Origin of the sequence: Streptomyces sp. NPDC048057, assembly GCF_040653095.1 — a bacterium.
Taxonomy (GTDB): domain Bacteria; phylum Actinomycetota; class Actinomycetes; order Streptomycetales; family Streptomycetaceae; genus Streptomyces.
In genome coordinates this window covers 92,043-117,623 of the sequence record NZ_JBEZNF010000031.1, presented here as the reverse complement: position 1 = coordinate 117,623, position 25,581 = coordinate 92,043, and the positions used below count along the sequence as shown (strand labels likewise).

Annotated in this window: 23 protein-coding genes and 1 tRNA gene; 12 read left to right on the top strand and 12 right to left on the bottom strand. The window is 69.8% G+C overall.

Annotated features, from left to right (window positions below; translation table 11 throughout):
• Nucleotides 1–294 precede the first annotated feature (294 nt).
• Nucleotides 295–1,536, top strand: a complete 1,242-nt coding sequence (locus AB0E05_RS30375) for a glycosyltransferase family 39 protein (protein WP_361969356.1) — start codon at nt 295–297, stop codon at nt 1,534–1,536.
• Between the two features lie 27 nt (nt 1,537–1,563).
• Here the strand turns inward: AB0E05_RS30375 and AB0E05_RS30370 are convergent, their stop codons facing one another.
• Together AB0E05_RS30370 and clpB are read right to left on the bottom strand one after the other, a co-directional pair.
• Nucleotides 1,564–2,109: a YbjN domain-containing protein gene (locus tag AB0E05_RS30370; protein ID WP_361969353.1), complete on the bottom strand. Its 546-nt coding sequence runs from the start codon at nt 2,107–2,109 to the stop codon at nt 1,564–1,566.
• 112 nt (nt 2,110–2,221) lie between these two features.
• Nucleotides 2,222–4,843, bottom strand: coding sequence for an ATP-dependent chaperone ClpB (gene clpB, locus AB0E05_RS30365; RefSeq protein WP_361969350.1), 2,622 nt, complete (start codon nt 4,841–4,843; stop codon nt 2,222–2,224).
• Between the two features lie 196 nt (nt 4,844–5,039).
• Here clpB and AB0E05_RS30360 point away from each other — a divergent pair, with 196 nt between their 5' ends.
• Nucleotides 5,040–5,450 (top strand): TIGR03618 family F420-dependent PPOX class oxidoreductase, encoded by a 411-nt coding sequence (locus AB0E05_RS30360; RefSeq protein ID WP_361969347.1) that lies wholly within the window; start codon nt 5,040–5,042, stop codon nt 5,448–5,450.
• A gap of 143 nt (nt 5,451–5,593) precedes the next feature.
• Here the strand turns inward: AB0E05_RS30360 and AB0E05_RS30355 are convergent, their stop codons facing one another.
• Nucleotides 5,594–5,914 (bottom strand): (2Fe-2S)-binding protein, encoded by a 321-nt coding sequence (locus AB0E05_RS30355; RefSeq protein WP_361539264.1) that lies wholly within the window; start codon nt 5,912–5,914, stop codon nt 5,594–5,596.
• Between the two features lie 344 nt (nt 5,915–6,258).
• Between AB0E05_RS30355 and AB0E05_RS30350 the strand changes: the two genes are divergently transcribed.
• Entirely contained in the window at nt 6,259–7,251 is a 993-nt protein-coding gene (locus tag AB0E05_RS30350; RefSeq protein WP_361969344.1) for a helix-turn-helix transcriptional regulator, read from the top strand.
• A gap of 101 nt (nt 7,252–7,352) precedes the next feature.
• Here the strand turns inward: AB0E05_RS30350 and AB0E05_RS30345 are convergent, their stop codons facing one another.
• From AB0E05_RS30345 to dnaK, 4 genes are all read right to left on the bottom strand, one after another.
• Nucleotides 7,353–7,796 (bottom strand): helix-turn-helix domain-containing protein, encoded by a 444-nt coding sequence (locus AB0E05_RS30345; RefSeq protein ID WP_361539258.1) that lies wholly within the window; start codon nt 7,794–7,796, stop codon nt 7,353–7,355.
• A 5-nt stretch (nt 7,797–7,801) separates the two neighbouring features.
• Nucleotides 7,802–8,992, bottom strand: a complete 1,191-nt coding sequence (gene dnaJ / locus AB0E05_RS30340; protein ID WP_361969340.1) for a molecular chaperone DnaJ — start codon at nt 8,990–8,992, stop codon at nt 7,802–7,804.
• A gap of 111 nt (nt 8,993–9,103) precedes the next feature.
• Nucleotides 9,104–9,829 carry a nucleotide exchange factor GrpE gene (gene grpE, locus AB0E05_RS30335; protein ID WP_361969337.1) on the bottom strand — a complete coding sequence of 242 codons (726 nt, stop codon included), beginning with the start codon at nt 9,827–9,829 and terminating at the stop codon, nt 9,104–9,106.
• Nucleotides 9,826–11,679 (bottom strand): molecular chaperone DnaK, encoded by a 1,854-nt coding sequence (gene dnaK / locus AB0E05_RS30330; protein ID WP_361969334.1) that lies wholly within the window; start codon nt 11,677–11,679, stop codon nt 9,826–9,828. Before dnaK ends, grpE begins: the two co-directional genes overlap by 4 nt.
• 297 nt (nt 11,680–11,976) lie before the next feature.
• Here dnaK and AB0E05_RS30325 point away from each other — a divergent pair, with 297 nt between their 5' ends.
• From AB0E05_RS30325 to AB0E05_RS30315, 3 genes are all read left to right on the top strand, one after another.
• Complete coding sequence (locus tag AB0E05_RS30325; protein WP_361969331.1) at nt 11,977–12,555, top strand: sugar transferase; 579 nt, start codon at nt 11,977–11,979, stop codon at nt 12,553–12,555.
• Between the two features lie 183 nt (nt 12,556–12,738).
• The gene (locus tag AB0E05_RS30320) at nt 12,739–15,018 is read left to right on the top strand and encodes a (Fe-S)-binding protein (RefSeq protein WP_361969328.1); all 2,280 of its coding nucleotides are present in this window, start codon (nt 12,739–12,741) and stop codon (nt 15,016–15,018) included.
• A 191-nt stretch (nt 15,019–15,209) separates the two neighbouring features.
• On the top strand, nt 15,210–16,118 hold the full coding sequence (locus AB0E05_RS30315) for a Yip1 family protein (RefSeq protein ID WP_361969325.1): 909 nt from the start codon (nt 15,210–15,212) through the stop codon (nt 16,116–16,118).
• 74 nt (nt 16,119–16,192) lie between these two features.
• Here AB0E05_RS30315 and AB0E05_RS30310 read toward each other — a convergent pair whose 3' ends face one another.
• Complete coding sequence (locus tag AB0E05_RS30310; protein WP_361969322.1) at nt 16,193–16,690, bottom strand: phosphoribosyltransferase; 498 nt, start codon at nt 16,688–16,690, stop codon at nt 16,193–16,195.
• 1 nt (nt 16,691) lies between these two features.
• Entirely contained in the window at nt 16,692–17,267 is a 576-nt protein-coding gene (gene dcd / locus AB0E05_RS30305; RefSeq protein WP_361969319.1) for a dCTP deaminase, read from the bottom strand.
• A gap of 493 nt (nt 17,268–17,760) precedes the next feature.
• Between dcd and AB0E05_RS30300 the strand changes: the two genes are divergently transcribed.
• Nucleotides 17,761–17,834 (top strand) — tRNA-Gly (locus tag AB0E05_RS30300).
• A gap of 180 nt (nt 17,835–18,014) precedes the next feature.
• Here the strand turns inward: AB0E05_RS30300 and AB0E05_RS30295 are convergent.
• From AB0E05_RS30295 to AB0E05_RS30285, 3 genes are all read right to left on the bottom strand, one after another.
• Nucleotides 18,015–19,226, bottom strand: coding sequence for a site-specific integrase (locus AB0E05_RS30295; protein ID WP_361969316.1), 1,212 nt, complete (start codon nt 19,224–19,226; stop codon nt 18,015–18,017).
• Nucleotide 19,227: 1 nt separating this feature from the next.
• Nucleotides 19,228–19,446: a helix-turn-helix domain-containing protein gene (locus AB0E05_RS30290; protein ID WP_361969313.1), complete on the bottom strand. Its 219-nt coding sequence runs from the start codon at nt 19,444–19,446 to the stop codon at nt 19,228–19,230.
• 184 nt (nt 19,447–19,630) lie between these two features.
• The gene (locus AB0E05_RS30285; RefSeq protein ID WP_361969310.1) at nt 19,631–20,125 is read right to left on the bottom strand and encodes a helix-turn-helix transcriptional regulator; all 495 of its coding nucleotides are present in this window, start codon (nt 20,123–20,125) and stop codon (nt 19,631–19,633) included.
• A gap of 294 nt (nt 20,126–20,419) precedes the next feature.
• Here AB0E05_RS30285 and AB0E05_RS30280 point away from each other — a divergent pair, with 294 nt between their 5' ends.
• The 5 genes from AB0E05_RS30280 (at nt 20,420) to AB0E05_RS30260 (ending at nt 25,561) form a co-directional block, all read left to right on the top strand.
• A complete protein-coding gene (locus AB0E05_RS30280; RefSeq protein ID WP_361969382.1) occupies nt 20,420–21,634 on the top strand; it encodes a DUF3631 domain-containing protein in 1,215 nt (404 codons plus the stop codon).
• A gap of 190 nt (nt 21,635–21,824) precedes the next feature.
• Nucleotides 21,825–22,634: a DUF2637 domain-containing protein gene (locus tag AB0E05_RS30275; protein WP_361969307.1), complete on the top strand. Its 810-nt coding sequence runs from the start codon at nt 21,825–21,827 to the stop codon at nt 22,632–22,634.
• A 378-nt stretch (nt 22,635–23,012) separates the two neighbouring features.
• Nucleotides 23,013–23,354 (top strand): plasmid mobilization relaxosome protein MobC, encoded by a 342-nt coding sequence (locus AB0E05_RS30270; RefSeq protein WP_361969304.1) that lies wholly within the window; start codon nt 23,013–23,015, stop codon nt 23,352–23,354.
• On the top strand, nt 23,351–25,069 hold the full coding sequence (locus tag AB0E05_RS30265) for a mobilization protein (protein ID WP_361969301.1): 1,719 nt from the start codon (nt 23,351–23,353) through the stop codon (nt 25,067–25,069). Before AB0E05_RS30270 ends, AB0E05_RS30265 begins: the two co-directional genes overlap by 4 nt.
• Before the next feature lie 111 nt (nt 25,070–25,180).
• Nucleotides 25,181–25,561, top strand: a complete 381-nt coding sequence (locus AB0E05_RS30260; RefSeq protein WP_361969299.1) for a hypothetical protein — start codon at nt 25,181–25,183, stop codon at nt 25,559–25,561.
• The last annotated feature ends 20 nt before the right edge of the window (nt 25,562–25,581 follow it).

The following is a 25,581-nucleotide window of genomic DNA, read 5'->3' as shown; positions in this document are numbered from 1 at the left end:
AGAGTTCAGGATCACGGGGAAGGCCGCCCTCATACCCTGCGATCACTCCAAAGAGTGACCACGCGACCAGGCCAGACGTTAAGGATCAAGCTGGGTGTAGGGGGAGGAACTGCGCGACAAGCCCACCACCGGGCCGCGGAGACCAACGCACCCGCGGGGAAACGGCGCGCACGTCACCCGGACCCCTCAGACCGCACCCCGCCGCCCGTCGGGCATTGCGCCAGACGGGTGGGAACGCAGGAGCCCCCGGCCCCGTCACCGCAGCGACACTCGCGCCGCGCACCCCCGCGACCCATGTTGTGTGCGAAGCACACGAACCGCGCCCGGAGGTGCCCCCTGCCCGCCGACACCACAGCCGCCGTCGAGGACCTCGCCGACGCCAAGGCCCCGGAGCCGGCCCGAACCGCACTGCTGCGCGCCGCGCTCCTGCGCGCCGCCCCCGCCCTCGGGCTGTTCGTCGCGGCGCGGCTGACGGGGCTGTCGTTGATGGCCGGATGGGCCTGGCACATCGGGCGCAGGCCGCGCGCCATCCTGGGGCGGGCCTGGGACTCCGACTGGTACATGCTCATCGCCGAGCACGGCTACGGACGCGTTCTGACCTGGCCCGGCGCCGTCCAGAACGACCTCGCGTTCTTCCCGCTCTACCCGGGCCTGGTGCGGGCGCTGTCGTACGTCGTCCCCGGCGTCACCAGCGGCACGCTGGGGCTGCTGATCTCCTGGAGCGCCGCGCTGGTCGCCGCCGGCGGGATCTACGCGATCGGCGAGCGGCTGTACGGGCGGCGCGTCGCGACCGTCCTCGTCCTGCTGTGGGCGCTGCTGCCGCACTCCATCGTGCTGACGATGGCGTACACGGAGCCGCTGCTCACCGCCTTCGCCGCCTGGTCGCTGTACGCGGTGCTGACCCGGCGCTGGGTGTGGGCGGGGGTGCTCGCCGCGCTCGCGGGGCTGTCGCGGCCGAACGGGATCGCGGTGGCCGCCGCCGTGGTCTGCGTGGCCGCGGTGGAGCTGGTGCGCCTCGCCCGTCGCGAGCGGCGCACCGAGTGGCGGCCGTGGTTCGCCGCCGCGCTCGCCCCGCTCGGCTGGTGCGGCTACGTGCTGTTCGTCGGGGTCCGCACGGGCGACCCGCTCGGCGGCTACTTCGCGGTGCAGCGCGGCTGGACGTCGCAGTTCGACTTCGGCGCGGGCGCGCTGCGGGTGGTGCGGGACATCGTGCTGCGGCCGGCGGTGTTCTCGGTGACGATGGCGCTGCTGATCGTGCTCGCCTCGGTCGTGCTCGGCGCGCTGCTGGTGCTGGAGCGCCCGCCCGCGGCGCTGCTCGTCTACACGGGCGTACTGCTGTTGATCACCCTCGGCGGCTCGGGCTTCTTCGAGTCGAAGCCGCGCTTCCTGCTGCCGGCGTTCCCGCTGCTGCTGCCGATCGCGCTGGGGTTGACGAGGGCCCGGCCGGGGGCGGCGGTCGCGGTGGTCACCGCCCTGGCCGGGCTCTCGTTCGGGTACGGCACGTACCTGCTGACGCTGTCGCCGATCGCCCTCTGAGAGCCGACCGGGCCCAGGGGCAGGCTCTCAGGCGCCTTCGGGCTCCGCGCCCGGCTGGTCACCCTCCGGCGGGGCCTTGAAGCCCATCTCGATGGCGAACCAGTTGTCGAACTCCATCGACGCCTGCACCCAGCTGACGGTGGAGGAGACGAAGTGGTCCAGGCTGACGCCCATCCCGATCAGCATCTGCGCCTCGCCGATGAGCCGGACGGACGCGCCGCCCTCCTCGTCCTCGTGCAGGTGCGTGTAGACCTTCGGCCACAGGGTGCGGCGGTTCCAGTCGTCGATCTTCTCCAGGATCTTCGTCCGGTCGTCGACGTCCAGCGGACGGTCGTAGAACGTGCGGACGGAGAAGACCTGCTGCTCCGCGTCGCCGCGGAACATGAAGTACGTGCGGAATTCCTCCCACGGGGCGGCGAGGTCGCCCTCGTCGTCGATGACGTACTTGAGCTCCATCTGGTCGAGGAGCTGCTTGACCAGGTCCTGATCGGGAACGACGGGTCCCGCCGGTCCTGCGGACTGAGGCTGGGGCTGGCCCCCGAAATTCGGAATCGAGGACGGATCGATGGTCACCGTGGACTTCCCTTCGTACGGATGCCGCCATCCTCCCCCATGCCGGGGCGGGGGTGGCAACCCCCACCCCGCGCAGCCGTCGTGATCCGCGGGGCGGGGGCGCACGACGGTGCTACAGCGCCTTCGTGACCGGCTCCTCGGCGCCCCCTTCGGTCGCCGGGCCGACGATCAGCCCGTCCTCGAAGCGGTCCACCCGTACGGTGTCGCCGTCGGTGATCTCGCCGGCCAGGATCTCCCGGGCCAGCCGGTCGCCGATCGCGGTCTGCACCAGCCGGCGCAACGGCCGGGCACCGTACGCGGGGTCGTTGCCCTCGTCGGCCAGCCAATCCAGCGCGGCGGGCGTGACGTCGAGGGTGAGCCGGCGCTCGGCGAGGCGGCGGGCCAGTCGGTCGAGCTGGAGGCGGGCGATCCGCGCCAGCTCGTCCCGGTCGAGCGCGGAGAAGACGACCAGGTCGTCCAGCCGGTTCAGGAACTCCGGCTTGAAGGACGCCCGGACGACCTCCAGGACCTGCTGCTTCTTCTCCTCCTCGCTGGTCAGCGGCTCCACCAGATACTGGCTTCCGAGGTTGGAGGTGAGGATGAGGATGGTGTTGCGGAAGTCGACCGTACGGCCCTGGCCGTCGGTGAGCCGGCCGTCGTCGAGGACCTGGAGCAGCACGTCGAAGACCTCGGGGTGCGCCTTCTCCACCTCGTCCAGCAGGACGACGCTGTACGGGCGGCGCCGCACCGCCTCGGTGAGCTGGCCGCCCTCCTCGTACCCCACGTAGCCGGGGGGCGCGCCGACGAGCCGGGCGACGCTGTGCTTCTCGCCGTACTCGGACATGTCGATGCGGACCATGGCCCGCTCGTCGTCGAAGAGGAAGTCGGCGAGGGCCTTCGCCAGCTCGGTCTTGCCGACGCCGGTGGGGCCGAGGAAGAGGAAGGAGCCGGTGGGGCGGTCGGGGTCGGCGATGCCGGCGCGGGTGCGGCGCACCGCGTCGGAGACGGCCCGGACGGCTTCGCCCTGGCCGATCAGCCGCCGGCCCAGCTCGTCCTCCATCCGCAGCAGCTTCTGCGTCTCGCCCTCCAGCAGCCGGCCGGCGGGGATCCCGGTCCAGGACCCGACGACGTCCGCGATGTCGTCGGAGCCGACCTCCTCCTTGACCATCGTGGTGGTACGGGCCTCGGCCTCGGCCTCCGACGCGGCCTCCAACTCGCGCTCCAGGGTGGGGATCTCCCCGTACAGCAGCTTGGAGGCGGTGTCGAAGTCGCCGTCGCGCTGGGCGCGCTCGGCCCGGCCGCGGGCCTCGTCGAGCTGGCCCTTCAGCTCGCCGACCCGGTTCAGCCCCTGCTTCTCCTTCTCCCAGCGGGCGGTCAGCCCGCGCAGCTCCTCCTCCTTGTCGGCGAGGTCGCGGCGGAGCTTGTCCAGCCGTTGGCGGGAGGCGGGGTCGGACTCGTTCTTCAGCGCCATCTCCTCCATCAGCAGCCGGTCGACGGCGCGCTGGAGCTCGTCGATCTCGACGGGCGAGGAGTCGATCTCCATCCGCAGCCGGGACGCGGCCTCGTCGACGAGGTCGATGGCCTTGTCGGGCAGGAAGCGGGAGGTGATGTAGCGGTCGGAGAGGGTGGCGGCGGCGACCAGCGCGGAGTCGGCGATCTGGACCTTGTGGTGGGCCTCGTAGCGGCCCTTGAGTCCACGCAGGATGGCGATGGTGTCCTCGACGGTGGGCTCCGCGACCAGCACCTGCTGGAAGCGGCGCTCCAGCGCCGGGTCCTTCTCGATCCGCTCGCGGTACTCGTCGAGGGTGGTGGCGCCGACCATGCGCAGCTCGCCGCGGGCCAGCATCGGCTTGAGCATGTTGCCCGCGTCCATGGCGGAGTCGCCGCCGGCGCCCGCGCCGACGACGGTGTGCAGCTCGTCGATGAAGGTGACGATCTGGCCTTCGCTCTCCTTGATCTCGGAGAGGACGGTCTTCAGCCGCTCCTCGAACTCGCCCCGGTACTTCGCACCTGCAACCATCGCGCCGAGGTCGAGGGAGACCAGCCGCTTGTTCTTCAGCGACTCGGGGACGTCGCCCTTGACGATGCGCTGGGCGAGCCCCTCGACGACGGCGGTCTTGCCGACGCCGGGTTCGCCGATGAGGACGGGGTTGTTCTTGGTGCGCCGGGACAGCACCTGGACGACCCGGCGGATCTCCTGGTCCCGGCCGATGACGGGGTCCAGCTTGCCGTCGCGGGCGGCGGCGGTGAAGTCGGTGCCGAACTTCTCCAGGGCCTTGTACTGGCCCTCGGGGTCGGCGGTGGTCACCCGGCGTCCACCGCGGATCGCGGCGAAGGCGTCGAGCAGCTTCTTCGCGGAGGCGCCCTGCCCGGAGAGCACCTCGCCGGCCTGGCCGCCCTTGGCGGCGATGCCGATCAGCAGGTGCTCGGTGGAGAGGAAGTCGTCCCCCAGCTCCTTGGCGCGCTCGGCGGCGTCCGCGATGACGGCCAGGAACTCGCGGTTCGGCTGGGGCGGTGCGACGGTGGAGCCGGTGACGCTGGGCTGGGCCCCGAGCACCCGCTCGGCCCCGGCCCGTACGGCCGCCTGGTCGACTTCCACGGCGGCCAGCAGGTCGATGATGTTCGCGTTCTCCTGGCCCGCGAGCAGGGCCAGCAGCAGGTGTGCCGGGATCAGGTCGGGATGACCGGCTGACACCGCCCGATTGGTGGCGGCGTTGATGGCATCCCGGCTCTTGTTGGTCAGCTCGGCGTCCACGTCCTGTCTCTCCTCCTCGCGGGTGGGTCGGGGCTCCACAGGTCACCCCGCGTCAGTGCACTGATACTGACTCGGTAAACCTGCACAAAGTTGAGTCTATTCCACTCAACCATGCTCCCGCCAGCGGTGGGGCCCCTGAACTGGGGACGCACCCCGCCCGCTCCCGGCTCCCGCTGCCGCTCCCTAGGGTGGAGGCATGGCCATCACCGATCTGCGCGACCTGACGCCCGGGTACCTGGCGTTCTGGCGCGAGCACCACCTGTGCACGCTGACCACGCTGCGGCCGGACGGCAGCCCGCACGTCGTACCGGTGGGGGTGACCTTCGATCCGGAGGAGGGCGTCGCCCGGGTGATCACCAACAAGAGCAGCCGCAAGGTCGCCCACGTGCTGGCCGCGGCGGGCGGGGACGGCGCCCGGGTCGCGGTCTGCCAGATGCACGGCAGGCACTGGGCGACCCTGGAGGGCCAGGCGCGGGTGCGCACGGAGTCGGCGGTGGTGGCGGACGCCGTACGCCGGTACGCGGAGCGCTACGGGCGCACGCCCCGGCCGAACCCCGACCGCGTGGTGATCGAGATCGCCGTCGAGCGGGCCCTGGGGCGGGCCTGACCCGCCGCGCGCCCGGGGTCGGGAACCTTGCGCCTCATCCGTACCGTACGCAGACGCACAGCGGCGCCATCGCGTTTCAGGTCCGCGATGGCGCCGCTGTGTGGGGGAAGTGCCGGAGCGATTTGGAACGACGGGGGAATCGCTCAGGCACTGCGGGGGGTGGCGGTGGTGGTGTCGGGCTCGACCATTTCCTGATCGCGCTGATCCAGATTGACGAAGATCATGCCGTACCGGATCGCGCACCGGACGGGCTGCGGCGCCCCTCGCGGCCGTCGCAGGCACCGGTACGCTCGAACGTCCTCGTCCTCCTCGCGCGCCACGACGATCGGTTCGCCGAACAGGGTGACCATCAACGAATCGCCGCGGTGGGGGATTGCCGTGACGAGGTCGATGAAGTGCCACCCCGAGCGGTAGGCCGTGGCCATCTCACGCCGGAAGGACCGGTCGTCCGGGGGAATGGTCATGCCACACCTTCAAGGGCGTGCGCAGGGGTGTCTTCCCAGGAGGGTTCGCCAGCCGTGGTCGCGCCAAGGGGGCTGGACTCCCACGAGGGCTCACCCTGGGTCGCCGCCAGCGAACTCGCCGGGACGCGTTCCCAGGAGGGCTCACCGACGGATGCCGCCGCGCCCAGCGCGGCTGCCGCCAGGGCCAGAGCACAGAGAGCACGAAGCGTCCTAGACATGGGTGATCTCCACCTCATTTGATCATTCCTCCTCCCCCGCGCATTAGACGATGTCTCACTCCGAACGCTTGCACCAGCGACGGCAGGCATCATGTTCCTGTATTGCAGGAACATGAGGGGGTATATATGGCGTCTAATGGGGGCGAACTCGGACACCCTCACGCAGACGGAAAGTTGTGCGAGGCGGGAAAGGGTCTTTACATCACCGCCCTGCGCACCGGGCGCATCGCCCGCTCCGAAGCGGAGTCCGCGCCCTGTCTCTTCGACCTCGCCCTGCTCGACCCCGACCCGTACGACGCGCAGTGGTTGCGACCGGTTCCGCCTGCCTCCGCGCTCTCACAACTCATTCACCCCATCGAGCGGGAAATCCAGGAACGCCGCCGCCGGGCCGTGGCCCTCACCGACGCCCTCGAACCGTTCATGGCGTACACCGCTCAGAATTCCACCGTCCCGCAGGGGATAACCGTCCTCGAAGGACTGAACCGCATCAACGCGACCCTCGACCAGGTGACCGCGGACTGCACACAGGAACTCCTCACCGTCCAACCCGGCAGCGGACGCCAACCCCACTCCCTGGAGAAGGCGTTGCGCCGGGTGGAGCCGCTGATCAAACGCGGGGTGCGGATGCGCACGCTCTACCAGCACACCGCACGCCACCACCCCGCCACGCTCTCCTACATGGAGAAGGTCGGTCCCGCCGGGGTGGAGGTGCGCACGCTGGAGGAGATCATCGACCGGCTGATCATCGTGGACCGCAAGGTCGCCTTCATCCCCGCCAGCAGCGACCGGCTCTTCGCGCTGGAGCTGCGGCACAAGGGGATCGTGGAGTACCTCGTCGGCGTCTTCGAGCAGTTCTGGCTGCACGGGCTGCCGTGGGAGGAGCCCATCTCGTACGGCCCCGATCTCGACGGGATCACCGGAATCCAGCGCTCCATCGCCAAACTGCTGGTGGAGGGGCACGTCGACGAGGCGATCGCGCGGCGGCTGGGGATGAACGTCCGCACCTGCCGCGCCCACGTCGCCAAGCTGGGCTCGTCCCTGGGCAGCGGGAGCCGCACCCAACTCGGCTATCTGATCGCCCAGTCGGGGATCCTCGACCACGACGCCCAGAACACGTGACCGGAACACGTGAAGAGAGCCATCGCCCCGGGAAGGGGTGATGGCTCTCCACCACGTCGGCGCCCGCATCGCCGTCGTCGCACGGACGACGGCGGTGCGCACTACTCGCCCCGCTTGGGGCGCCACACCACCAGCGCGGTCGCCTGCTGCACGTCCTGGTACGGCACGAGGTCGCGCCGGTAGGAGGCGTGCACCTGGGCCTCGCGCTGCTGCATGGCCACCGCCGCGCCCTCGACCGCGGCCGACAGCTCGGCGACCCGGGACTGGAGCGCGGCGACCTGGTTCTCCAGCTCGATGATGCGCTTGATGCCGGCGAGGTTGATGCCCTCGTCCTGGGACAGCTGCTGCACGGTGCGCAGCAGCTCGATGTCCCGGGCGGAATAACGCCGGCCCCGCCCCGCCGTGCGGTCGGGGGAGACCAGGCCCAGCCGGTCGTACTGACGCAGGGTCTGCGGGTGCAGACCGGAGAGCTGGGCCGCCACCGAAATCACGTACACCGGTGACTCGTCGGTCAGTTCGTAGGGGTTGCGGCGCCTTCCGTCCATCGTCCTCATGCTCCCTTCGCGGCCTCGAACAGCGCGGCCCTCGGGTCCTCGCCCGTGGTGGCCTCGCGGTACGCCTCCAGCGCGTCCTTCGCCTTGTCGCTCAGATCCTTGGGAACCACGACCTCGACGGTGACCAGCAGGTCACCCCGGGTGCCGTCCTTGCGGACCGCGCCCTTGCCGCGGGCGCGCATCGTCCGACCGTTGGGAGTGCCGGCCGGCAGCTTCAAGGTGACCGGCGGCCCGCCGAGCGTGGGCACCTTGACCTCGCCGCCGAGCACCGCCTCCGCGTACGTCACGGGGACGGTGACGGTGAGGTTGTCACCCTTGCGACCGAAGACCGGGTGCGCGCCGACGTGCACGACGACGTACAGGTCGCCGGCCGGTCCACCGCGCTCGCCCGGGGCGCCCTTGCCGCGCAGCCGGATCCGCTGGCCGTCGGAGACGCCCGGCGGGATCCGCACCTGCATGGTGCGCGAGGAGCGGGCGCGCCCGCTGCCCTTGCAGACCTCGCAGGGGTCCTGCGCGATCAGCCCGCGTCCCTTGCAGTCCACGCACGGGTCGGTGAGCGAGAAGGAGCCGCTGCCGCCGCGCGAGACCTGACCGGTGCCGACGCAGGTCGGGCACACGCGGGGCGTGCCGTTCTTGTCGCCGGTGCCCGAACACGCCTTGCACGGTGCGGAGCTGGACATCCGCAGCGGGACCGTGGCCCCGTCGACCGCCTCGGTGAAGCTGAGCGTCACCTCGGACTCGACGTCCTGGCCGCGGCGGGGCTGGACACGGGTGCCCGCGCCCGCGCCGCGGTTGAACAGGCCGCCGAAGACGTCCCCGATCCCGCCGCCGAAGCCGCCGGCACCTCCGCCCCCACCGGGGGCCCCGCCCTGGGCGCCCCCGAAGAGGTCGCCCAGGTCGAAGTTGAAGCTGCCGCCGGCGCCGCCGGGACCGGCGCGGAAGCCGCCGTTGCCGAAGAGGGCGCGGGCGTCGTCGTACTCCTTGCGCCGCTTGGGGTCGCCGAGGACGTCGTTCGCCTCGGAGATCTCCTTGAAGCGCTCCTCCGCCCGGGCGTCGCCCTTGTTGGCGTCCGGGTGGAACTCGCGGGCGAGCTTGCGGTACGCCTTCTTGATCTCGGCCTCGGTGGCGTCCTTGGGGACGCCGAGGACCTTGTAGTAGTCCTTCTCGACGAAGTCCTTCGTGCTCATCGACGTCCCTCCTTCCGCCCCGTCACCTTCATCGGCGCCCGTGCGCTAGGTCGTGTCTTCAAAGTCCCGTCTGCGCCCAAAGGGCGGACGACGCCACTTTGAAGACACTCCCTAGCCCTTGTCCGGGCCACCGCTCTCCTCGCCGTCAGCCTTCGCACCCTTCGCTCCCTCGGCGTCCGCCGCACCGTCCTCGGCAGCGGCACCCTTGGCGTCCGAGGACTCCGCGGACTCCTTGCCGGAGGTCGACGGGGCCGCGCCCGGCTGGGGCTCGGCCACGGCCACCCGCGCGGGGCGGATGGTCCGCTCGCCGATGCGATACCCCGGCTGGAGCACCGCGACGCACGTGGTCTCCGTGACGTCCGGCGCATAGCTGTGCATCAGCGCCTCGTGGATCGTCGGGTCGAAGGGCTCGCCCTCCTTGCCGAACTGCTGGAGGCCCATCTTCGCCGCGGCGGTCTCCAGGGACTCGGCGACGGACTTGAAGCCGCCCACCAACTCCCCGTGGTCCCGCGCGCGGCCGATGTCGTCGAGCACGGGCAGCAGCTCGGCCAGGAGGGTCGCCGTGGCGATCTCCTTGACCGACACCCGGTCGCGCTCGACGCGACGGCGGTAGTTCTGGTACTCGGCCTGGAGGCGCTGGAGGTCGCCGGTGCGCTCGGAGAGCGCCGTGCGCACCTGGTCCAGCTCAGCCGTCAGGCCGGCGGTCTTGGCTGCGTCCCCTGCCGGGGCCGCGCGGCCCTCCTTCTCGGAGGAGCCGGCGGTCTCGGCGGCGTCGTCAGAGGTGGCGCCGGAGGGAACGTCGGGCTTCTCGTCGAAGCCCGGGGTCTCCTCCGTCACGCGGCACCGCCCTTGGGCTTCTCGTCGTCGACGATCTCGGCGTCGACCACGTCGTCGTCGGCCTTGGCCTGGCCGGCGTCACCCTGGGGGGCGTCACCGGTCGCGGCCTGCTGCGACTGGGCGTCGGCGTACATGGCCTGGCCCAGCTTCTGCGAGACGGCGGCGACCTTCTCGGTGGCGGTGCGGATCTCGGCGGAGTCCTCGCCCTTGAGCTTCTCCTTCAGCTCGCCGAGCGCGGTCTCGACCTCGGCCTTGACCTCACCGGGGACCTTGTCCTCGTTGTCCTTGAGGAACTTCTCCGTCTGGTAGACGAGCTGCTCGCCCTGGTTGCGCGTCTCGGCGGCCTCGCGGCGGCGGTGGTCCTCGTCCGCGTACTGCTCGGCCTCCTGGCGCATCCGGTCGACCTCGTCCTTCGGCAGCGAGGAGCCGCCGGTGACGGTCATCTTCTGCTCCTTGCCCGTGCCCAGGTCCTTGGCGGTCACGTGCATGATGCCGTTGGCGTCGATGTCGAAGGAGACCTCGATCTGCGGGACGCCGCGGGGCGCCGGCGGCAGACCGGTCAGCTCGAACATGCCCAGCTTCTTGTTGTACGCCGCGATCTCGCGCTCGCCCTGGTAGACCTGGATCTGCACGGACGGCTGGTTGTCCTCGGCCGTGGTGAAGATCTCGGAGCGCTTGGTCGGGATCGTGGTGTTGCGCTCGATGAGCTTGGTCATGATGCCGCCCTTGGTCTCGATGCCGAGGGACAGCGGGGTGACGTCGAGCAGCAGGACGTCCTTGACCTCGCCCTTGAGGACGCCGGCCTGGAGCGAGGCGCCGATGGCGACGACCTCGTCCGGGTTCACGCCCTTGTTGGCCTCCTTGCCGCCGGTCAGCTCCTTGACGAGCTCGGCGACGGCGGGCATGCGGGTGGAGCCGCCGACCAGGACGACGTGGTCGATCTCGGACAGGGCGATGCCCGCGTCCTTGATGACGTTGTTGAACGGGGTCTTGCAGCGCTCCAGCAGGTCCGAGGTGAGCTGCTGGAACTGGGCGCGCGTGAGCTTCTCGTCCAGGTGCAGCGGGCCCTCGGCGGAGGCGGTGATGTACGGCAGGTTGATCGTCGTCTCGGTGGAGGACGACAGCTCGATCTTCGCCTTCTCGGCGGCCTCGCGGAGCCGCTGGAGGGCCATCTTGTCCTTGCCCAGGTCGACGCCGTGGCCGTTCTGGAACTGCTTGACCAGGTAGTCGACGACGCGCTGGTCCCAGTCGTCGCCACCGAGGTGGTTGTCGCCGTTGGTGGCCTTCACCTCGACGACGCCGTCGCCGATCTCCAGCAGGGACACGTCGAACGTGCCGCCGCCGAGGTCGAAGACGAGGATGGTCTGGTCGTCCTTGTCCAGGCCGTAGGCGAGGGCGGCGGCGGTCGGCTCGTTGACGATGCGCAGGACGTTCAGGCCCGCGATCTCGCCGGCCTCCTTGGTGGCCTGGCGCTCGGAGTCGTTGAAGTACGCCGGGACGGTGATCACCGCGTCGGTGACCTTCTCGCCCAGGTACGCCTCGGCGTCCCGCTTCAGCTTCTGCAGGATGAAGGCGCTCATCTGCTGCGGGTTGAAGTTCTTGCCGTCGAGCTCGATCTTCCAGTCCGTGCCCATGTGGCGCTTGACCGAGCGGATCGTCCGGTCGACGTTCGTGACCGCCTGGCGCTTGGCGACCTCGCCGACCAGCACCTCGCCGTTCTTCGCAAAGGCGACGACGGACGGCGTGGTCCGGGCTCCCTCGGCGTTGGTGATGACGGTGGGCTCGCCGCCCTCCAGAACGCTGACGACGGAGTTAGTCGTGCCCAGGTCGATGCCGACCGCACGTGCCATGTCAATTCCTCCAGCTGAAACTACTTGAGTGGATCTGACTCACAGCATGCCCGACGGTCCGGGTGGAGTCAACAGACCTGAGCCCACCCCACTCAACTTTTACCCCACGCTTATCCGCAGCCTTGGCGCCCGCGGCGCCCCGCCGCCGCCACCGCGCGTGGCGCACCGCCCCCGAGCCGGAGCGTCTGCGAAAGTCGTCCCCCACGGAAGTCGACAAACACCAACACAGCAGCTCAAAAAGCTCATCCCGTAGCAACAACACCAAGAAGCAGCGAACCACTCCCACGGGAGACGCGGATGTCCACCTCCAAGCGAGCCGTCGACGTCGTGGGCGGCACCCTCCTGCTCCTCCTCCTGACCCCCGCACTGCTGGCGCTCGCCGCCGCCGTCGCCGCCACCTCCCGCGGCCCGGTCCTCGTCCCCCGGCGGCGCGCCGGCGCCGGCGGCCACCCCTTCCCGATGCTGACGTTCCGCACCGACCCCGCCACCCGCGCGGGCCGGCTGCTGCACCGCCACTACCTGGACCACCTGCCGCAGCTGATCAACGTCGTACGCGGTGAGATGTCGCTGGTCGGCCCGCGACCGCTGCCCGTCGACCACCCCCTGACGGGCGCCGCCCGCGCCCGCACCGCGGTCCGCCCCGGCATCACCGGCCCCTGGCAGATCGGCGGCAGGTCCGGGCTGCCGTGGGAGGAGATGGCCGTCCAGGACCTGCACTACGTGCGCGAGCACTGGCTCGGGACGGACCTGGCGATCCTGGTGCGCACGGCCACGATCGCCGCCCGCGGCCTCGGCCCGCGCCGGCTGCGGGGCGCCGCCACGGCGCCGGACCAGGAGCCGCGCGTACCGCGTCCGCAGGGGCTGAGGCAAGCCTGAGCGACACAGATCACCGCCCGCGTGGCTACAGTGCGGCGACGTAAGTGGGTAATGTCAGCACGAACCCATTAAGTTACCGCTTAGTAGTCGCGACGGGTCCATCGGGGCCCACCACCGCGGCTCGCCCCGCAGTACACCGGAAGTGCTGGAACGTCCCCCCTCGCAGGCCCGAGGAGTCCCGAAATGCAGCTCGCCGCGATCGTCGTGTCGCTGGTCCTGACCGTGGTCGCCGTCGCGCTCATCGCCCGAGCCGTGGCGCAGATCTACCGCTTCGTGAGGCTCGGCCAGGCCGTGCCCGCGGGCAGCCGCACCGACGCCCCCAAGCAGCGCACGATCACCCTGGCCAAGGAGTTCCTCGGCCACACCCGGATGAACCGCTGGGGCATCGTCGGATTCGCCCACTGGTTCGTCGCCGTCGGCTTCCTGACCCTGCCGCCCACCCTGCTCCAGGCGTACGGCCAGCTGTTCCAGGCCGACTGGGTGCTGCCGGTCATCGGCACCTGGGTGCCGTTCGAGATGTACACCGAGTTCATCGGTCTGATGACCGTGGTGGGCATCGTCGCCCTGATCGTGATCCGACTGCTCAGCCTGCCCTCCCGGGCCGGCCGCAAGTCCCGCTTCGCCGGCTCCAAGGCGTGGCAGGCGTACTTCGTCGAGTACGTCATCCTCACCATCGGCCTCGCGATCCTGGTGCTGCGCGGGCTGGAGGGCGCGATCCACCACGTGGACGGCTACGAGGCCGGCTACTTCGTCTCGTACCCCCTCGTCGCCCTCTTCGACGGCCTGAGCGTCGCCACCCTCCAGAACCTGATCTACTTCACCGCCATGATCAAGATCGGCGTCTCGCTGATCTGGATGATCACCGTCTCGCTCAACACCAACATGGGCGTGGCCTGGCACCGCTTCCTCGGCTTCCCGAACATCTGGTTCAAGCGGAACGCCGACGGGGCGTCGGCCCTCGGCGCGCTCCAGCCGATGGCGTCCGGCGGCAAGGAGATCGACTTCGAGGACCCGGGCGACGACGACGTCTACGGCGTCTCGCAGGTCGAGCACTTCTCCTGGAAGGGCATCCTCGACTTCTCCACCTGCACCGAGTGCGGTCGCTGCCAGTCGCAGTGCCCCGCCTGGAACACCGGCAAGCCGCTCTCCCCCAAGCTCCTGATCATGTCGCTGCGCGACCACGCGCACGCCAAGGCGCCGTACTTGTTGGCGGGCGGCGGGACAGGCGCGGAGGGCTCCGAGGGTGGGGCGAAGGCGTCCGAGGAGGCGCTGAAGGACGTGCCGGCCGCGGCGCTCGCCGAGGCCGAGCGGCCCCTGATCGGGACGCTGGCGGAGAACGGCGTCATCGACCCGGACGTGCTGTGGTCCTGCACCACCTGCGGCGCGTGCGTGGAGCAGTGCCCGGTCGACATCGAGCACATCGACCACATCGTCGACATGCGCCGCTACCAGGTGATGATCGAGTCCGCGTTCCCCTCCGAGGCGGGCACGATGCTCAAGAACCTGGAGAAGAAGGGCAACCCCTGGGGCCTGGCGAAGAAGCAGCGCGTCGAGTGGACGAAGGAAGTCGACTTCGAGGTCCCGATCGTGGGCCGCGACGTCGAGGACCTGTCCGAGGTCGACTACCTGTACTGGGTCGGCTGCGCCGGCGCCCTGGAGGACCGGGCGAAGAAGACCACGAAGGCGTTCGCCGAGCTGCTGCACATCGCGGGCGTGAAGTTCGCGATCATGGGCGGCGACGAGAAGTGCACCGGTGACTCCCCGCGCCGCCTGGGCAACGAGCCGCTGTTCCAGCAGCTCGGCCAGGAGAACGTGGCCATGCTGAACATGGCCTTCGGCGAGGACGACGACGAACCGGCGACGAAGAAGCCGAAGTCGGCGAAGAAGATCGTCTCGACCTGTCCGCACTGCTTCAACACCATCGCGAACGAGTACCCGCAGCTCGGCGGCGAGTACGAGGTCATCCACCACACCCAGCTGCTCCAGCACCTCATCGACGAGGGCCGGCTGGTCCCGATCACCCCGGTCGAGGGCCTGATCACCTACCACGACCCCTGCTACCTGGGTCGGCACAACAAGGTGTACACCCCGCCGCGCGAGATCATGTCCGCCGTCCCCGGCCTGCGCCAGCAGGAGATGCACCGCCACAAGGAGCGCGGCTTCTGCTGCGGCGCCGGCGGCGCGCGGATGTGGATGGAGGAGCGCATCGGCAAGCGCATCAACGAGGAGCGGGTCGACGAGGCGCTGTCGCTCAACCCGGACATCGTCTCCACCGCCTGCCCGTTCTGCCTGGTGATGCTCACCGACTCCGTCAACGGGAAGAAGAACAACGGCACGGCGAAGGAGTCGCTCCAGGTCGTGGACGTGGCGCAGCTGCTGCTCGACTCGGTGAAGACGCCGCCGGCGGACGGCGAGCCGATGGAGGAGCCGGAGGGTGCGCCGGAGCCGGAGCCGGTGAAGTAGCTCCGTACGTCCGTACGGGACGTCCGTACGGGATGAGGGCCGGGTGCTTGAGCGCCCGGCCCTCATCCGTTTCCCCAGGGTGGGGACAACCCCCCGGGGCTCCCCTAGGGGATGTCACAGCTCAGCCGCAAACCCCCTGCTCGCGCCCGTGATGACACCGTGACTCCCCGAGAGCGGGTACGTTCGAAGGCGTGGCTGGATTCAGGATCGGACGCGGCCGGGACAACCGCACGCAGCAGCAGCAACCGCAGCAGGCACCGCCGCCGTACGGACAGCAGCAGCCGTACGGACAGCAGCAGCCGTGGCCCCCGGCGGGCGGCGGCTACCAGGGCGGCCAGCCTCCCGCGTACGGCGAGCCGGAGTACTTCGGCGACCCGTACCAGCAGCAGGGCCGCCCCCCGCAGCCCCCGCACCCCCATCCCCACCAGCACCAGGCGCCGCCGCCGCACCACGACCCGTACGCCAACAACGCGGGCCACACCCAGGCGTTCTCCGTCGACGACCCCTACGGCCAGGGCTCGACCTACCAGGCGGGCAGCGCGCCCGCGGCCCCGGTCGGCCCCCGGCTGCACTGGAAGGAGCTGCTGACCGGCATCGTCACCCGACCGGCGCAGACCTTCCTCCAGATGCGGGACTACCCCGTGTGGGGCCCGTCGCTGGTCGTCACGTTCCTCTACGGCATGCTGGCGATCTTCGGCCTCGACGAGCCGCGCGACGAGGTCATCAACGCGACGCTGTCGGCGGCGATCCCGGCCGTACTGATCACGGGCATCGCGTTCGTCATCGGCGGCACGATCCTGGGCGCGGTCACCCACACCCTGGCCCGCCAGTTCGGCGGCACCGGCTCCTGGCAGCCCACGGTCGGCCTCTCCATGCTGATCATGACCCTCACGGACGCCCCGCGGCTGTTCTTCGCCCTCTTCCTCGGCGGCCAGAACTCCTTCGTCCAGCTCCTGGGCTGGGCGACCTGGCTGGCGGCGGGCGCGCTGTTCACGGTGATGGTGAGCAAGTCGCACGACCTGCCGTGGCCGAAGGCGCTGGGGGCGTCGGCGATCCAGCTGATCGCACTGCTGTCGATCATCAAGCTGGGCACGATCTGAGTCGTACGCACATGACGGAAGGGGCGCCCCCGCTCGGGGGCGCCCCTTCCGTCACGCGTACGGCTTGCTGTGGCTCAGGCGTCGAGGACCTGGCCCTCGCGGCGCACCACGGGCTTCTCGACGGACCACGGGAAGTTGATCCAGTCATCCGTGCGCTTCCACACGTACTCGCACTTCACCAGCGAGTGCGACTTCTCGTAGATGACCGCGGAGCGCACCTCGGCGACGTGGTCCAGGCAGAAGTCGTGCACCAGCTTCAGCGTCTTGCCGGTGTCGGCGACGTCGTCCGCGATCAGGACCTTCTTGTCGGAGAAGTCCACGACGTTCGGCACCGGCGCCAACATCACCGGCATCTCCAACGTCTCGCCGACGCCGGTGTAGAACTCGACGTTGACCAGGTGGATGTTCTTGCAGTCCAGCGCGTACGCCAGCCCGCCGGCGACGAAGACCCCGCCACGCGCGATCGACAGCACTATGTCGGGCTCGAAGCCGTCGTCCGCGATGGTCTGCGCCAGCTCGCGGACCGCGGTCCCGAACGTCTCGTACGTCAGGTTCTCCCGTACGTCACTCATGTCACACCTGCGTCCGGTGGAAGTTCTGGAACGAACGGGAGGCCGTGGGCCCGCGCTGCCCCTGGTAGCGGGAGCCGTACCGCTCGCTGCCGTAGGGGTGCTCGGCCGGCGAGCTGAGCCGGAACATGCACAGCTGCCCGATCTTCATCCCCGGCCACAGCTTGATCGGCAGCGTCGCGAGGTTCGACAGCTCCAACGTGACGTGCCCCGAGAAGCCGGGGTCGATGAACCCCGCGGTCGAGTGGGTGACCAGGCCGAGCCGCCCCAGCGAGCTCTTGCCCTCCAACCGGGAGGCGAGGTCGTCCGGGAGGCTGATGACCTCGTACGTGGACGCCAGCACGAACTCGCCCGGGTGCAGGATGAACGCCTCGTCCCCCTCCGGCTCCACGGTCCGCGTCAGGTCCGCCTGCTCGACGGCGGGGTCGATGTGCGGGTACCGGTGGTTCTCGAACACCCGGAAGTAGCGGTCGAGGCGCACGTCGATGCTGGACGGCTGCACCATGGATTCGTCGAACGGGTCGATGCGCACCCGCCCGGCGTCGATCTCGGCCCGGATGTCCTTGTCTGAGAGAAGCACCCCCCGAGGATACGCAGAGCGCACGGACCCCATCGAACCGGACGGCTCGACGGCCCGTGCGCGTCTGCGCCCGCCTACGCTCCCTCGGCTACTTCACTGCCGCCACGGGCACCACGTTCCGCAACCGCGCACAACGCGGACACCGGACGAGCCTCGCCGGTCCGATCCGTCCCGCACCGAGCTGCTGCATCGGAAACGAGCCGGTAGTGAAGACGTGCCCTTCGGCACAGCGGACGACGGTGCGTGCCATCAAGTCCATCAGGTCCCTTCCCCAACTAATGCGGACGAACGCCACATTAGGGTATGAACCATCTCCACCGACGACCGGCACTCCGTCTGCCACGCTACGCCCCAACTCCCTTGCGCCGCAGCCACGTCCGACGCGGACGACCGCGGGCCGCAACGACAAAGCCCCACGGCGCCGTTCGCCGGGGGGCTGGGATGGGGTACAGTGGGCGCCACGGTTGTCGATCATCGAGATCGGTTCCGATGCGCGGGTGTAGTTTAATGGTAGAACATAAGCTTCCCAAGCTTAGAGCGCGAGTTCGATTCTCGTCACCCGCTCCACAACGAAGCCCCAGGTCAGAGACCTGGGGCTTGTTTGTTGTCTAGACCTTTTCGAGCCCGCGTGCCATTCGCGTGCCATAAGTGCCGTAACGGGGCGTCAGATTGCGCCTCGATCTACAGAGGGCTGCCATACGACGTTGAGCGCTCTCGGGCATCGAGACGCGTGCCCAGTGATCCGTGTCACCTCCCCCTTGCGTTTTCGGGCGGAGCCGGCAGCGAGCGCGGGAGTTGGTGAACGACGGCAGTCGTGCCAGCTCCCAGGCTCCGGGCCGCTGCCGCGCGCTGTCGGCGGACGTCGGCGTCGATGTCATCGGCGAGCCTGCGCTGGTGTTCTTTGGTGGAGTGCTGGTAGATCAGCTGGGCCCGCTCCGAGGACTGGCCGGCGCGGACCATGAGGTCCTTCAGCTTGGCGCCAGTGTCGGCGGCAAGGGTGTTGCCGGTGTGCCGCAGGTCGTAGAAGCGGAACTCCTTCGACATGCCGACCGCGTCGCGGGCCTTGCGCCACTTCCGGCCGAAGGTGGTGCCGCGCAGGGCGGCGCCCTTCTCGCCCACGAAGACGAGGCCGTCCGGTCCGTCCTGTGCGAACCACTCCAAGTGCCGTCGGACGTCAAGGAGGATGAAGTCGGGCAGCATGATCTCCCGCTTGCCCGCCCGGGACTTGGGGTCGCCGATCACCCTGCGGCCGGTGTTCAGCTCCGGCGCGGCCCGCCGCACCCGTACCGAGCCGCCGTCGCAGTCGATGTCGGCTCGGCGCAACTCGGCCAGTTCCTCCGGACGCATCGAGGCAAAGGCACCGAGGAGGACCATCAGCCGCCAGCGGATCCCGATGGCCTCTGCGAGTGCGAAGACCTGCTGGACGGTGGCCACGGGCCGTTCGTCCGCGTCCTCTCGGCCGGCTCCGCGGATGGAGCAGGGGTTGCGCCGGACGAGATCGTCCTCGACCGCCGTCTGCATGATGGCCTTCAGCAGGCGGTAGGACTTGGCGGTCGTGGTGGCGCCGGTTACCTTCCGCCGCTCCGTGCGCCAGGTCCTGACCTTGGCGGGGCTGATGGCGTTGACGTACTGGCTACCGAAGGTCGGCTCCAGATGGAGGCGGAGGAGCCGGCGGTAGAGCTCTTCGGTGGTGGCTGCGACGCCTCGTTCGTCGATCCAACGCTTGGCGTACTCGGCGAACAGCACCTCGCCGGCGGCCGGGTCGATCCAGTCGCCGCGGGCCTGGTCGGCCTGGACTTGGGCGAGGAACAGCTCGGCTTCGCGCTTGGTCTCGTACGTCTGCGGTGCCGCGCGCAGCGTGCCGCCCGCCCCGGGATAGCGGGCCTGGTAACGCCCCGAGGGCAACTTGCGGATCGCACCGAAGCTACGGCGCGGTGCCTTCCTGCGAGATCGCGTCATCTCAGGCCACCAACCCGAAGCCCGCCCGTCGGCTGCGGACAGGTTCAACCGTCCGCTCCTCGACGAAAGCGGCCAGCACACTCTCCGAGATCCGGACGTGCTTGCCGAGCTTGACGTAACTGATGCGGCGCTCAGAGATGAGGCGCCGGACGAAGCGCACGCCGGTGCCGAGGCGTTCGGCGGTCTCGTTGACCGTGAGCAGGCGGTCGCTCTTGTTCACCCCCTTCGCCGCACTCGGTTGCACGGAGGCGTGGGATATCGCCGTGTGGCGCAAGCAGGTTCCTCTCCTGGCCTCGGTTGATGGGGCGGCAACCCCGACCGGGCCGGTGTCGTTCAGGGATGGGATGGACTTGTGAAGCAGGCCGGGCCTGGGGTTTGCGGTCCAGGGCCAGCAAAGGAGCGGACTACGGCTGCGGCGGCAGGCCGAACTCCTCTTGGTTGATCTTCATGGTGTTCTCGGCGATGGCGTTGCTGACCATCACGTCGGCCTCCTCGCGGATGTCCGGGTGCTCATCGAGGTAGCTGACGAGTTCGCCAGTGGCCCGGACGTACGCGTGCTGGGTGCGCTGGGCGGCCAGGTTGGCGGCCACGACGGTGTCGATCAGCTCCATGGCGCGGCCTGCGGCGGCAAGGGCCGGTGGGCCGACGAGGTTGGACAGGGAGACCCCGAAGACCTCGGCGAAGCCGATCGCCTCATCGAGGTTGATGCGGCGCTTGCCGTTCTCGATCCGCCACACCGCGGACGGATTCATCTCGTAGCCGGCCTCATTGAGGCGGTCGGACAGGGTCGTGGTGCTCCAGCCCCGCCTGTCCCGCTCGCCCCTGATCCGCTTGGCGGCGTTGTCCTCGCCTTTGAGCAGCACGCCGTCGGGCGCCTCCTCGTGCTCGTCGCCAGACATCGCCCTCCTCCCTCTCGCAGCATGCCCCTGCGATTCGCAGCGACAGAAAAACTGTACACCATCTTCTGCCACTTGCAAAGCAGCTATGCATAGTGCATAGTTGTAGATGTGCCGCACCCCTGGGATCCGCTGGAGACCGTCATCGCCTAGCCCGGCATACAGAAAGCCCCCCGGTGCTACCAACACCGAGGGGCTCACAGCGCAAACCTCACACCGCCCATCCCTGAACGACTACCTGCGTGGCCGGGATTGCCGTCCCATATGACCCGCAGATTGAGGAGCTTGATGTCCAGTATGGACGAAGCCACCCCGAACCCGCCATCGCGCCCAGTCGAGTGGCCGCCGGTTGCCGTCCCTGGTCGACGGACCGCGCCCGAGCCCGCTCCGCCGTCCGAGGGCGAGCTGGCGCTGTCCGACCTGCGAGCACAGTTTCGGCGGTACGTGGTGCTGCCGAGCGAGGACGCACTGACGGCGGTGACCCTATGGGTGACCGCCACGCACCTCCAGACGGCCTGGCAGCACGCCCCGAGGCTCGCGGTCGTCGGTCCCGCGAAGCGATGCGGCAAGTCCCGCCTGCTGGACGTGGTCACCGAGACGGTGCACGACCCACTGATCACGGTCAACGCCTCCGCCGCCGCCGTGTTCCGATCGATAACGGAGAACCCGCCGACGCTGCTGGTTGACGAGGCCGACACCCTCTTCGGGTCAACCAAGGTCGCGGAGAAGAACGAGGAGATGCGCGGCCTGCTCAACGCCGGCCACCAGCGCAACCGACCTACACTGCGAGTCTCCGGCCCGAACCACGAGGTGTCGAAGTTCCCCACCTTCGCCATGGCCGCCCTTGCCGGGATCGGAGACCTTCCCGACACGATCATGGACCGGTCGGTCGTAGTCCGGATGCGACGCCGAGGACCGGGCGAGAAGGTCGCCGAGTTCCGCACCGCACGCGACACCCCCGCCCTGCACGCCGTCCGGGACCGGCTCGTGGCCTGGCTCGGCCCCCTCCACGACACCGCGATGGAGCTCACCCCGTCGATGCCCGTGGAGGACCGGGCCGCCGACACGTGGCAGCCGCTGATCGCCATAGCCGACCTCGCCGGCGGACCGTGGCCCGAGGCAGCCCGCGCCGCCTGCCTGACCATGACGCAGCACGAGGCCGAGCAGGACCAGGACAACAGCGCCATGAACATCCGGCTCCTCGCCGATATTCGGCGCGCCTTCGCCTGCGAAGGCAACCCGGCGCTGCTCCGCACCGGCCGCCTGCTCAGCATCCTCAACGAGGACACCGAGTCGCCCTGGCCGGAGTACAAGGACAAGGGTCTGACCGCCCGCGGCGTGCAGATCCTGCTGAAGGGCTACGGCATCAGCGCAACAAGCCACCGCTTCCCTGACGGCTTCCAGGCCCGAGGCTTCGCTCGCGAGCAGTTCACCGACGCCTGGGCCCGCTACTGCCCCGAGGCCACACCGAACACCGGACTGCACCTGCCAGGCCCCACGACCGGCGCCTGACACTACTCGACCCGTCCCCACCCGTCCCCTCGCAGGTCAGGGCGGGGACGGGTCACCCGCACGTGACGGGTCGACCCGATGTCATCCCCCTGACCTGCATCTGCTCTGACCAGGCATGCGACGGGTCGCGACGGGTCACCACCCGCCACGGCCGAACCTGCCCTCCTCGACCTCCTGGAGCGCCTTCCCCTTGCCTTCACCCAGCACCACCACCCCGCCCGCCTCAACCCCAGCCTCCCTCCCGGTCCTGATCCGCACAGGCGTGGTCCTCCTCGCCGTGGCCGCCTTCGCGCTCTCCTACGACGCCCTACGCCAGATGGCCGCCGCCAGCCACATCCACTGGCTGCTCACCTACACCTTCCCTCTCGTGATCGACGGCTTCATCGCCATCGGCATCGGCGCCCTCCTCATCCTGCGTGCCGCGCCCCTGCGCCCCCGCCTGTACGTCTCAGCCCTGGTCGGCGTCGCCACCGCCACCAGCATCTGGGCCAACGTCCTGCACGCCATCCGCCTCAACCAGCAGTCCCGCCACAACGGGCTCGCCCTCGACCACGTAACCGTCGGCCTCATCTCCGCCATCGCCCCCCTCGCCCTCGCCGGCGCCGTCCACCTCTATCTCCTCGTCCAGCGCCGCCCCTCACAGGCGGAGCCACGAGAAAACGCGTGCCACAACACAGTGGCTACCGCTCCAGAACGTGCCGCAGCAACAGCCACAAACGCGCCGTCATCCGACAACGACGTGGCTCAGAGCCCCGCCGACCAAGTGGCTCAGCGCAAGCAGCCGTCCGCCCAGCATCGAGGCGAGAAGCCGATGGCCACCTTCGAAGAGGCGGTCGAGATCGGACGCACAGCGCCCTTGGGTCGTGGCGGGCGCATATCCCGCCGCAACGTCGAGAAGGCCATCCGCGACAAAGGCTTCGGCATCGGCCGCCCCCGTCTCGACCAGGTCAAGGACTTCCTCCAGGAGGAACTCGACAGCGCCGAGGCCGACGCCGCATAAGCCCGATCCCTCACCCCAACCTGCTGCTGCTCGCCCCAGGAACACCCTGGGGCGAGCACCCCGTCCCCTGCCCCCGCCGCACCGTCAGAAAGCCCACACATGCACGAACAGTCACCCCACAACTCCCCTCACACCAAGCAGCACTCGGCCTCTGCCCCAACCCCCGGCGGAGCAAGTTGTCCCGGGAGCAATGCTCCCGGAGTTCCCGCCCCGGGGGTGGCGGGAGCGTCCCAGCGCCAGGGGGCGCAGGACGGGCGGGCTGCGGCCGAGGGCGGACCGCAGTCTGGAGGGGAACGGCCTGCTGAGTCCCTTTCGCGGCGTCGTCAGCGTGCCCGACAGCCGAAGCACCGCAAGCGTCTGAACCAGCCCAGTTGCCGGATGAACGACGCTGAGTTCAAGCGCTTCACCGACGCAGCCGCCCAGTGTCAGATGACGAACGCCTCCTTCCTCGCGTACGCCGTCGACAAGGCGGCCCGTGACCTGAACCGCACCGCCGCCGAGATCGCAACCGAACGGGAGGTCATCGACGAGCTGTTCGCCGCCCGCCGACACTTGGGTCGCATCCACGGCCTGTTCAACCAGGTCGCCAAGGCCCTCAACTCCGGCGCCGACGCACCCCACCTCGACGCCACCGCTCAGGCCGTCCTGGGCGCGGCCCGTCGTATGGAGGATGCCGCCGATGCCCTGCTCGCCCACCGCGACGGCGGCGCCCCGGCGTGATCCCCCGCATCCACAAGCGCGGGAGCGAGACGATCGGACTGATCCGGTACCTCTACGGCCCCGGCACCCACGAGGAACACACCGACCCGCATCTGGTCGCCGCCTTCGACCCGCTCACCCCCGACCCCGGCCGCGACCCGCAGGCCACCCACAAGCAGCTCCAGCGACTGCTCGACCAGCCCGTCAACGCCCTGCCCGCCGGCCGACGCCCGAAGAAGCACGTGTGGCACCTGTCGGTGCGGGCCGCGCCCGAGGACCCGGTCCTGTCGGACGAGGACTGGGCAGCCATCGCCCGTCGCATGGTCGCCGCCACTGGCATCGCCCCCGACGGCGACCAAACGGCATGCCGGTGGGCCGCCGTCCGGCACGCCGACGACCACATCCACATCATCGCCACCCTCGTCCGCGACGACGGACGACGGCCCCGCCTGAACAACGAAGCCCGCCGCGCCCAGGCCGAGGCCCGCGCGATTGAGGCCGACTACGGGCTGCGCCGGGTCAGCCCGGGTGATGGCACCGCCGCGAAGCGCCCCACCAGCGCCGAGCGCCACAAAGCCGACCGCCATCGCCGGCAGCGCATCCCGCGCGAGGAACTGCGCGAGGCGGTCCGCCGCTCGGTGGCCGGCGCGGCGGGCGAGGACGAGTTCTTCGACCGCCTCGCCGCGGCCGGCCTGCTCACCCGGCGCCGTATCGCACCGTCGGGCGACACCCTCGGCTACACCGTCGCCCTCCCCGGTGACCGCAACGCAAAGGGCGAACCCGTCTTCTACTCCGGCTCCAAGCTCGCCCCGGACCTCTCCCTGCCCCGCATCCGCGAACGCTGGACCCCAACCTCGGACGACACCACCCAGCAGCCGGTCCTGCCGTCCGCGACCGGACCCGCCTCCGCACGCCGACACGCCACCAACGCCGCCTGGCAGGCGCTGCTCGTCATCGACCACGGCGACGACAGCGTGGTCGCCGCCCAGATCGCTGCCACCGGGGAAGTCCTCGACGCCCTAGCCAAGACCTCCGCCGCCCACACCCGCCACGAACTACAAGCAGCCGCCACCGCGTTCGAGCGCGCCTCCCGCTCCCACACCCGCGCCGCACGCGGCCACGACCACGCCCTTCGCCAAGCCGCCCGCGACCTCGTCCACAGCGGCCCAGCCCTCGGCCGCGGAGAGGACAGCGCCACCACGGCCATGGCCATCGACATGCTGATCTTCCTCACCATCGCCGCCGCAACCTGGCACGCCAAGAAGCAGCACGCCCAACAGGCCGAAGCCGCCCAACAGGCCGCCGAACACCTCCGCGCCGCCTACCAGGCCGCCGCCGAACGCCCCATGGCCCTGCTCCACCAGCGAGGAAGCCGCCTGGCCCCCTCCTGGATGCGCCACCACACCACCGCCGTACGCCAAGCCCTGCCGGAGCTGGCCGACTGCATTTTCGCCGAGCAGGGCTGGCCCGCCCTCGCGGCCACCCTCGACGAAGCCCGAACCGCCGGACACAACCCCACCACCCTGCTCACCCAGGCAGCCGCACGAAGGGAGTTGGACACGGTAGAGCGGATCAGCGACGTGCTCCTGTGGCGGCTACGACGAATGGCAGACCTCCCCGCAGATCCCCAGAACTCCCAAGGCCAGCGCGCCCGTGGCAAGCACGCGGTCGCCTCACCGAACCAGGCAGCACAAACCGGAACCAGGCTCGCGAATAGCTCCCCACGGCGACGCTGACCGCAAATCCGAACAGAACAACATAGCCGACGATCCCCGGTTAGCCTAACCGGGGATTCTCCAGACCATAGAAACGTCGGCACCCAGCCCACCCTTTCAAGGAGAACCCGTATGCCTCAGCCCGAAATCCGCCCCGAGATCGTCGCCCTGCTCCGGGACGCGAACTTCAAGCACTTCCGCGAGACCGGCGCCTGGTCCCACCGGGACGGCCGCCCCTTCACCGAGGAGGAAGAGGCCCTGATCTCCCAGGCCACCCGCGCCGACCTCGAAGAACTGAAGGCACAGCACTCGCACTACCTGGAGTACGTCCGACCGTACGAAGAAGCACCCGAAGCCATCCAGCGTTTCCTCGCCCCGTTCATGGACCAGCTCGAAGAGAAGAACCTCGGTAACGCCCACGCACTCATGACGGAGGACGAGCGGACCGAATTCAATCGTCTACTCGGGTTCATGACCGAACCCGCTCGCCCTTTTGGCACGTACTCCATCTGACAAGAGGCGAGGTGGTCACC

What these genes read in the sequence shown, in the direction of transcription:
- AB0E05_RS30375 (WP_361969356.1), top strand. Translation starts at nt 295, where the DNA reads ATGTTGTGTGCGAAGCACACGAACCGCGCCCGGAGGTGCCCCCTGCCC.
- AB0E05_RS30360 (WP_361969347.1), top strand. Translation starts at nt 5,040, where the DNA reads ATGGCCATCACCGATCTGCGCGACCTGACGCCCGGGTACCTGGCGTTC.
- AB0E05_RS30355 (WP_361539264.1), bottom strand. Translation starts at nt 5,914, where the DNA reads ATGACCATTCCCCCGGACGACCGGTCCTTCCGGCGTGAGATGGCCACG.
- AB0E05_RS30350 (WP_361969344.1), top strand. Translation starts at nt 6,259, where the DNA reads ATGGCGTCTAATGGGGGCGAACTCGGACACCCTCACGCAGACGGAAAG.
- AB0E05_RS30345 (WP_361539258.1), bottom strand. Translation starts at nt 7,796, where the DNA reads ATGGACGGAAGGCGCCGCAACCCCTACGAACTGACCGACGAGTCACCG.
- dnaJ (WP_361969340.1), bottom strand. Translation starts at nt 8,992, where the DNA reads ATGAGCACGAAGGACTTCGTCGAGAAGGACTACTACAAGGTCCTCGGC.
- dnaK (WP_361969334.1), bottom strand. Translation starts at nt 11,679, where the DNA reads ATGGCACGTGCGGTCGGCATCGACCTGGGCACGACTAACTCCGTCGTC.
- AB0E05_RS30325 (WP_361969331.1), top strand. Translation starts at nt 11,977, where the DNA reads ATGTCCACCTCCAAGCGAGCCGTCGACGTCGTGGGCGGCACCCTCCTG.
- AB0E05_RS30320 (WP_361969328.1), top strand. Translation starts at nt 12,739, where the DNA reads ATGCAGCTCGCCGCGATCGTCGTGTCGCTGGTCCTGACCGTGGTCGCC.
- AB0E05_RS30310 (WP_361969322.1), bottom strand. Translation starts at nt 16,690, where the DNA reads ATGAGTGACGTACGGGAGAACCTGACGTACGAGACGTTCGGGACCGCG.
- AB0E05_RS30295 (WP_361969316.1), bottom strand. Translation starts at nt 19,226, where the DNA reads ATGACGCGATCTCGCAGGAAGGCACCGCGCCGTAGCTTCGGTGCGATC.
- AB0E05_RS30285 (WP_361969310.1), bottom strand. Translation starts at nt 20,125, where the DNA reads ATGTCTGGCGACGAGCACGAGGAGGCGCCCGACGGCGTGCTGCTCAAA.
- AB0E05_RS30280 (WP_361969382.1), top strand. Translation starts at nt 20,420, where the DNA reads ATGGACGAAGCCACCCCGAACCCGCCATCGCGCCCAGTCGAGTGGCCG.
- AB0E05_RS30270 (WP_361969304.1), top strand. Translation starts at nt 23,013, where the DNA reads ATGAACGACGCTGAGTTCAAGCGCTTCACCGACGCAGCCGCCCAGTGT.
- AB0E05_RS30260 (WP_361969299.1), top strand. Translation starts at nt 25,181, where the DNA reads ATGCCTCAGCCCGAAATCCGCCCCGAGATCGTCGCCCTGCTCCGGGAC.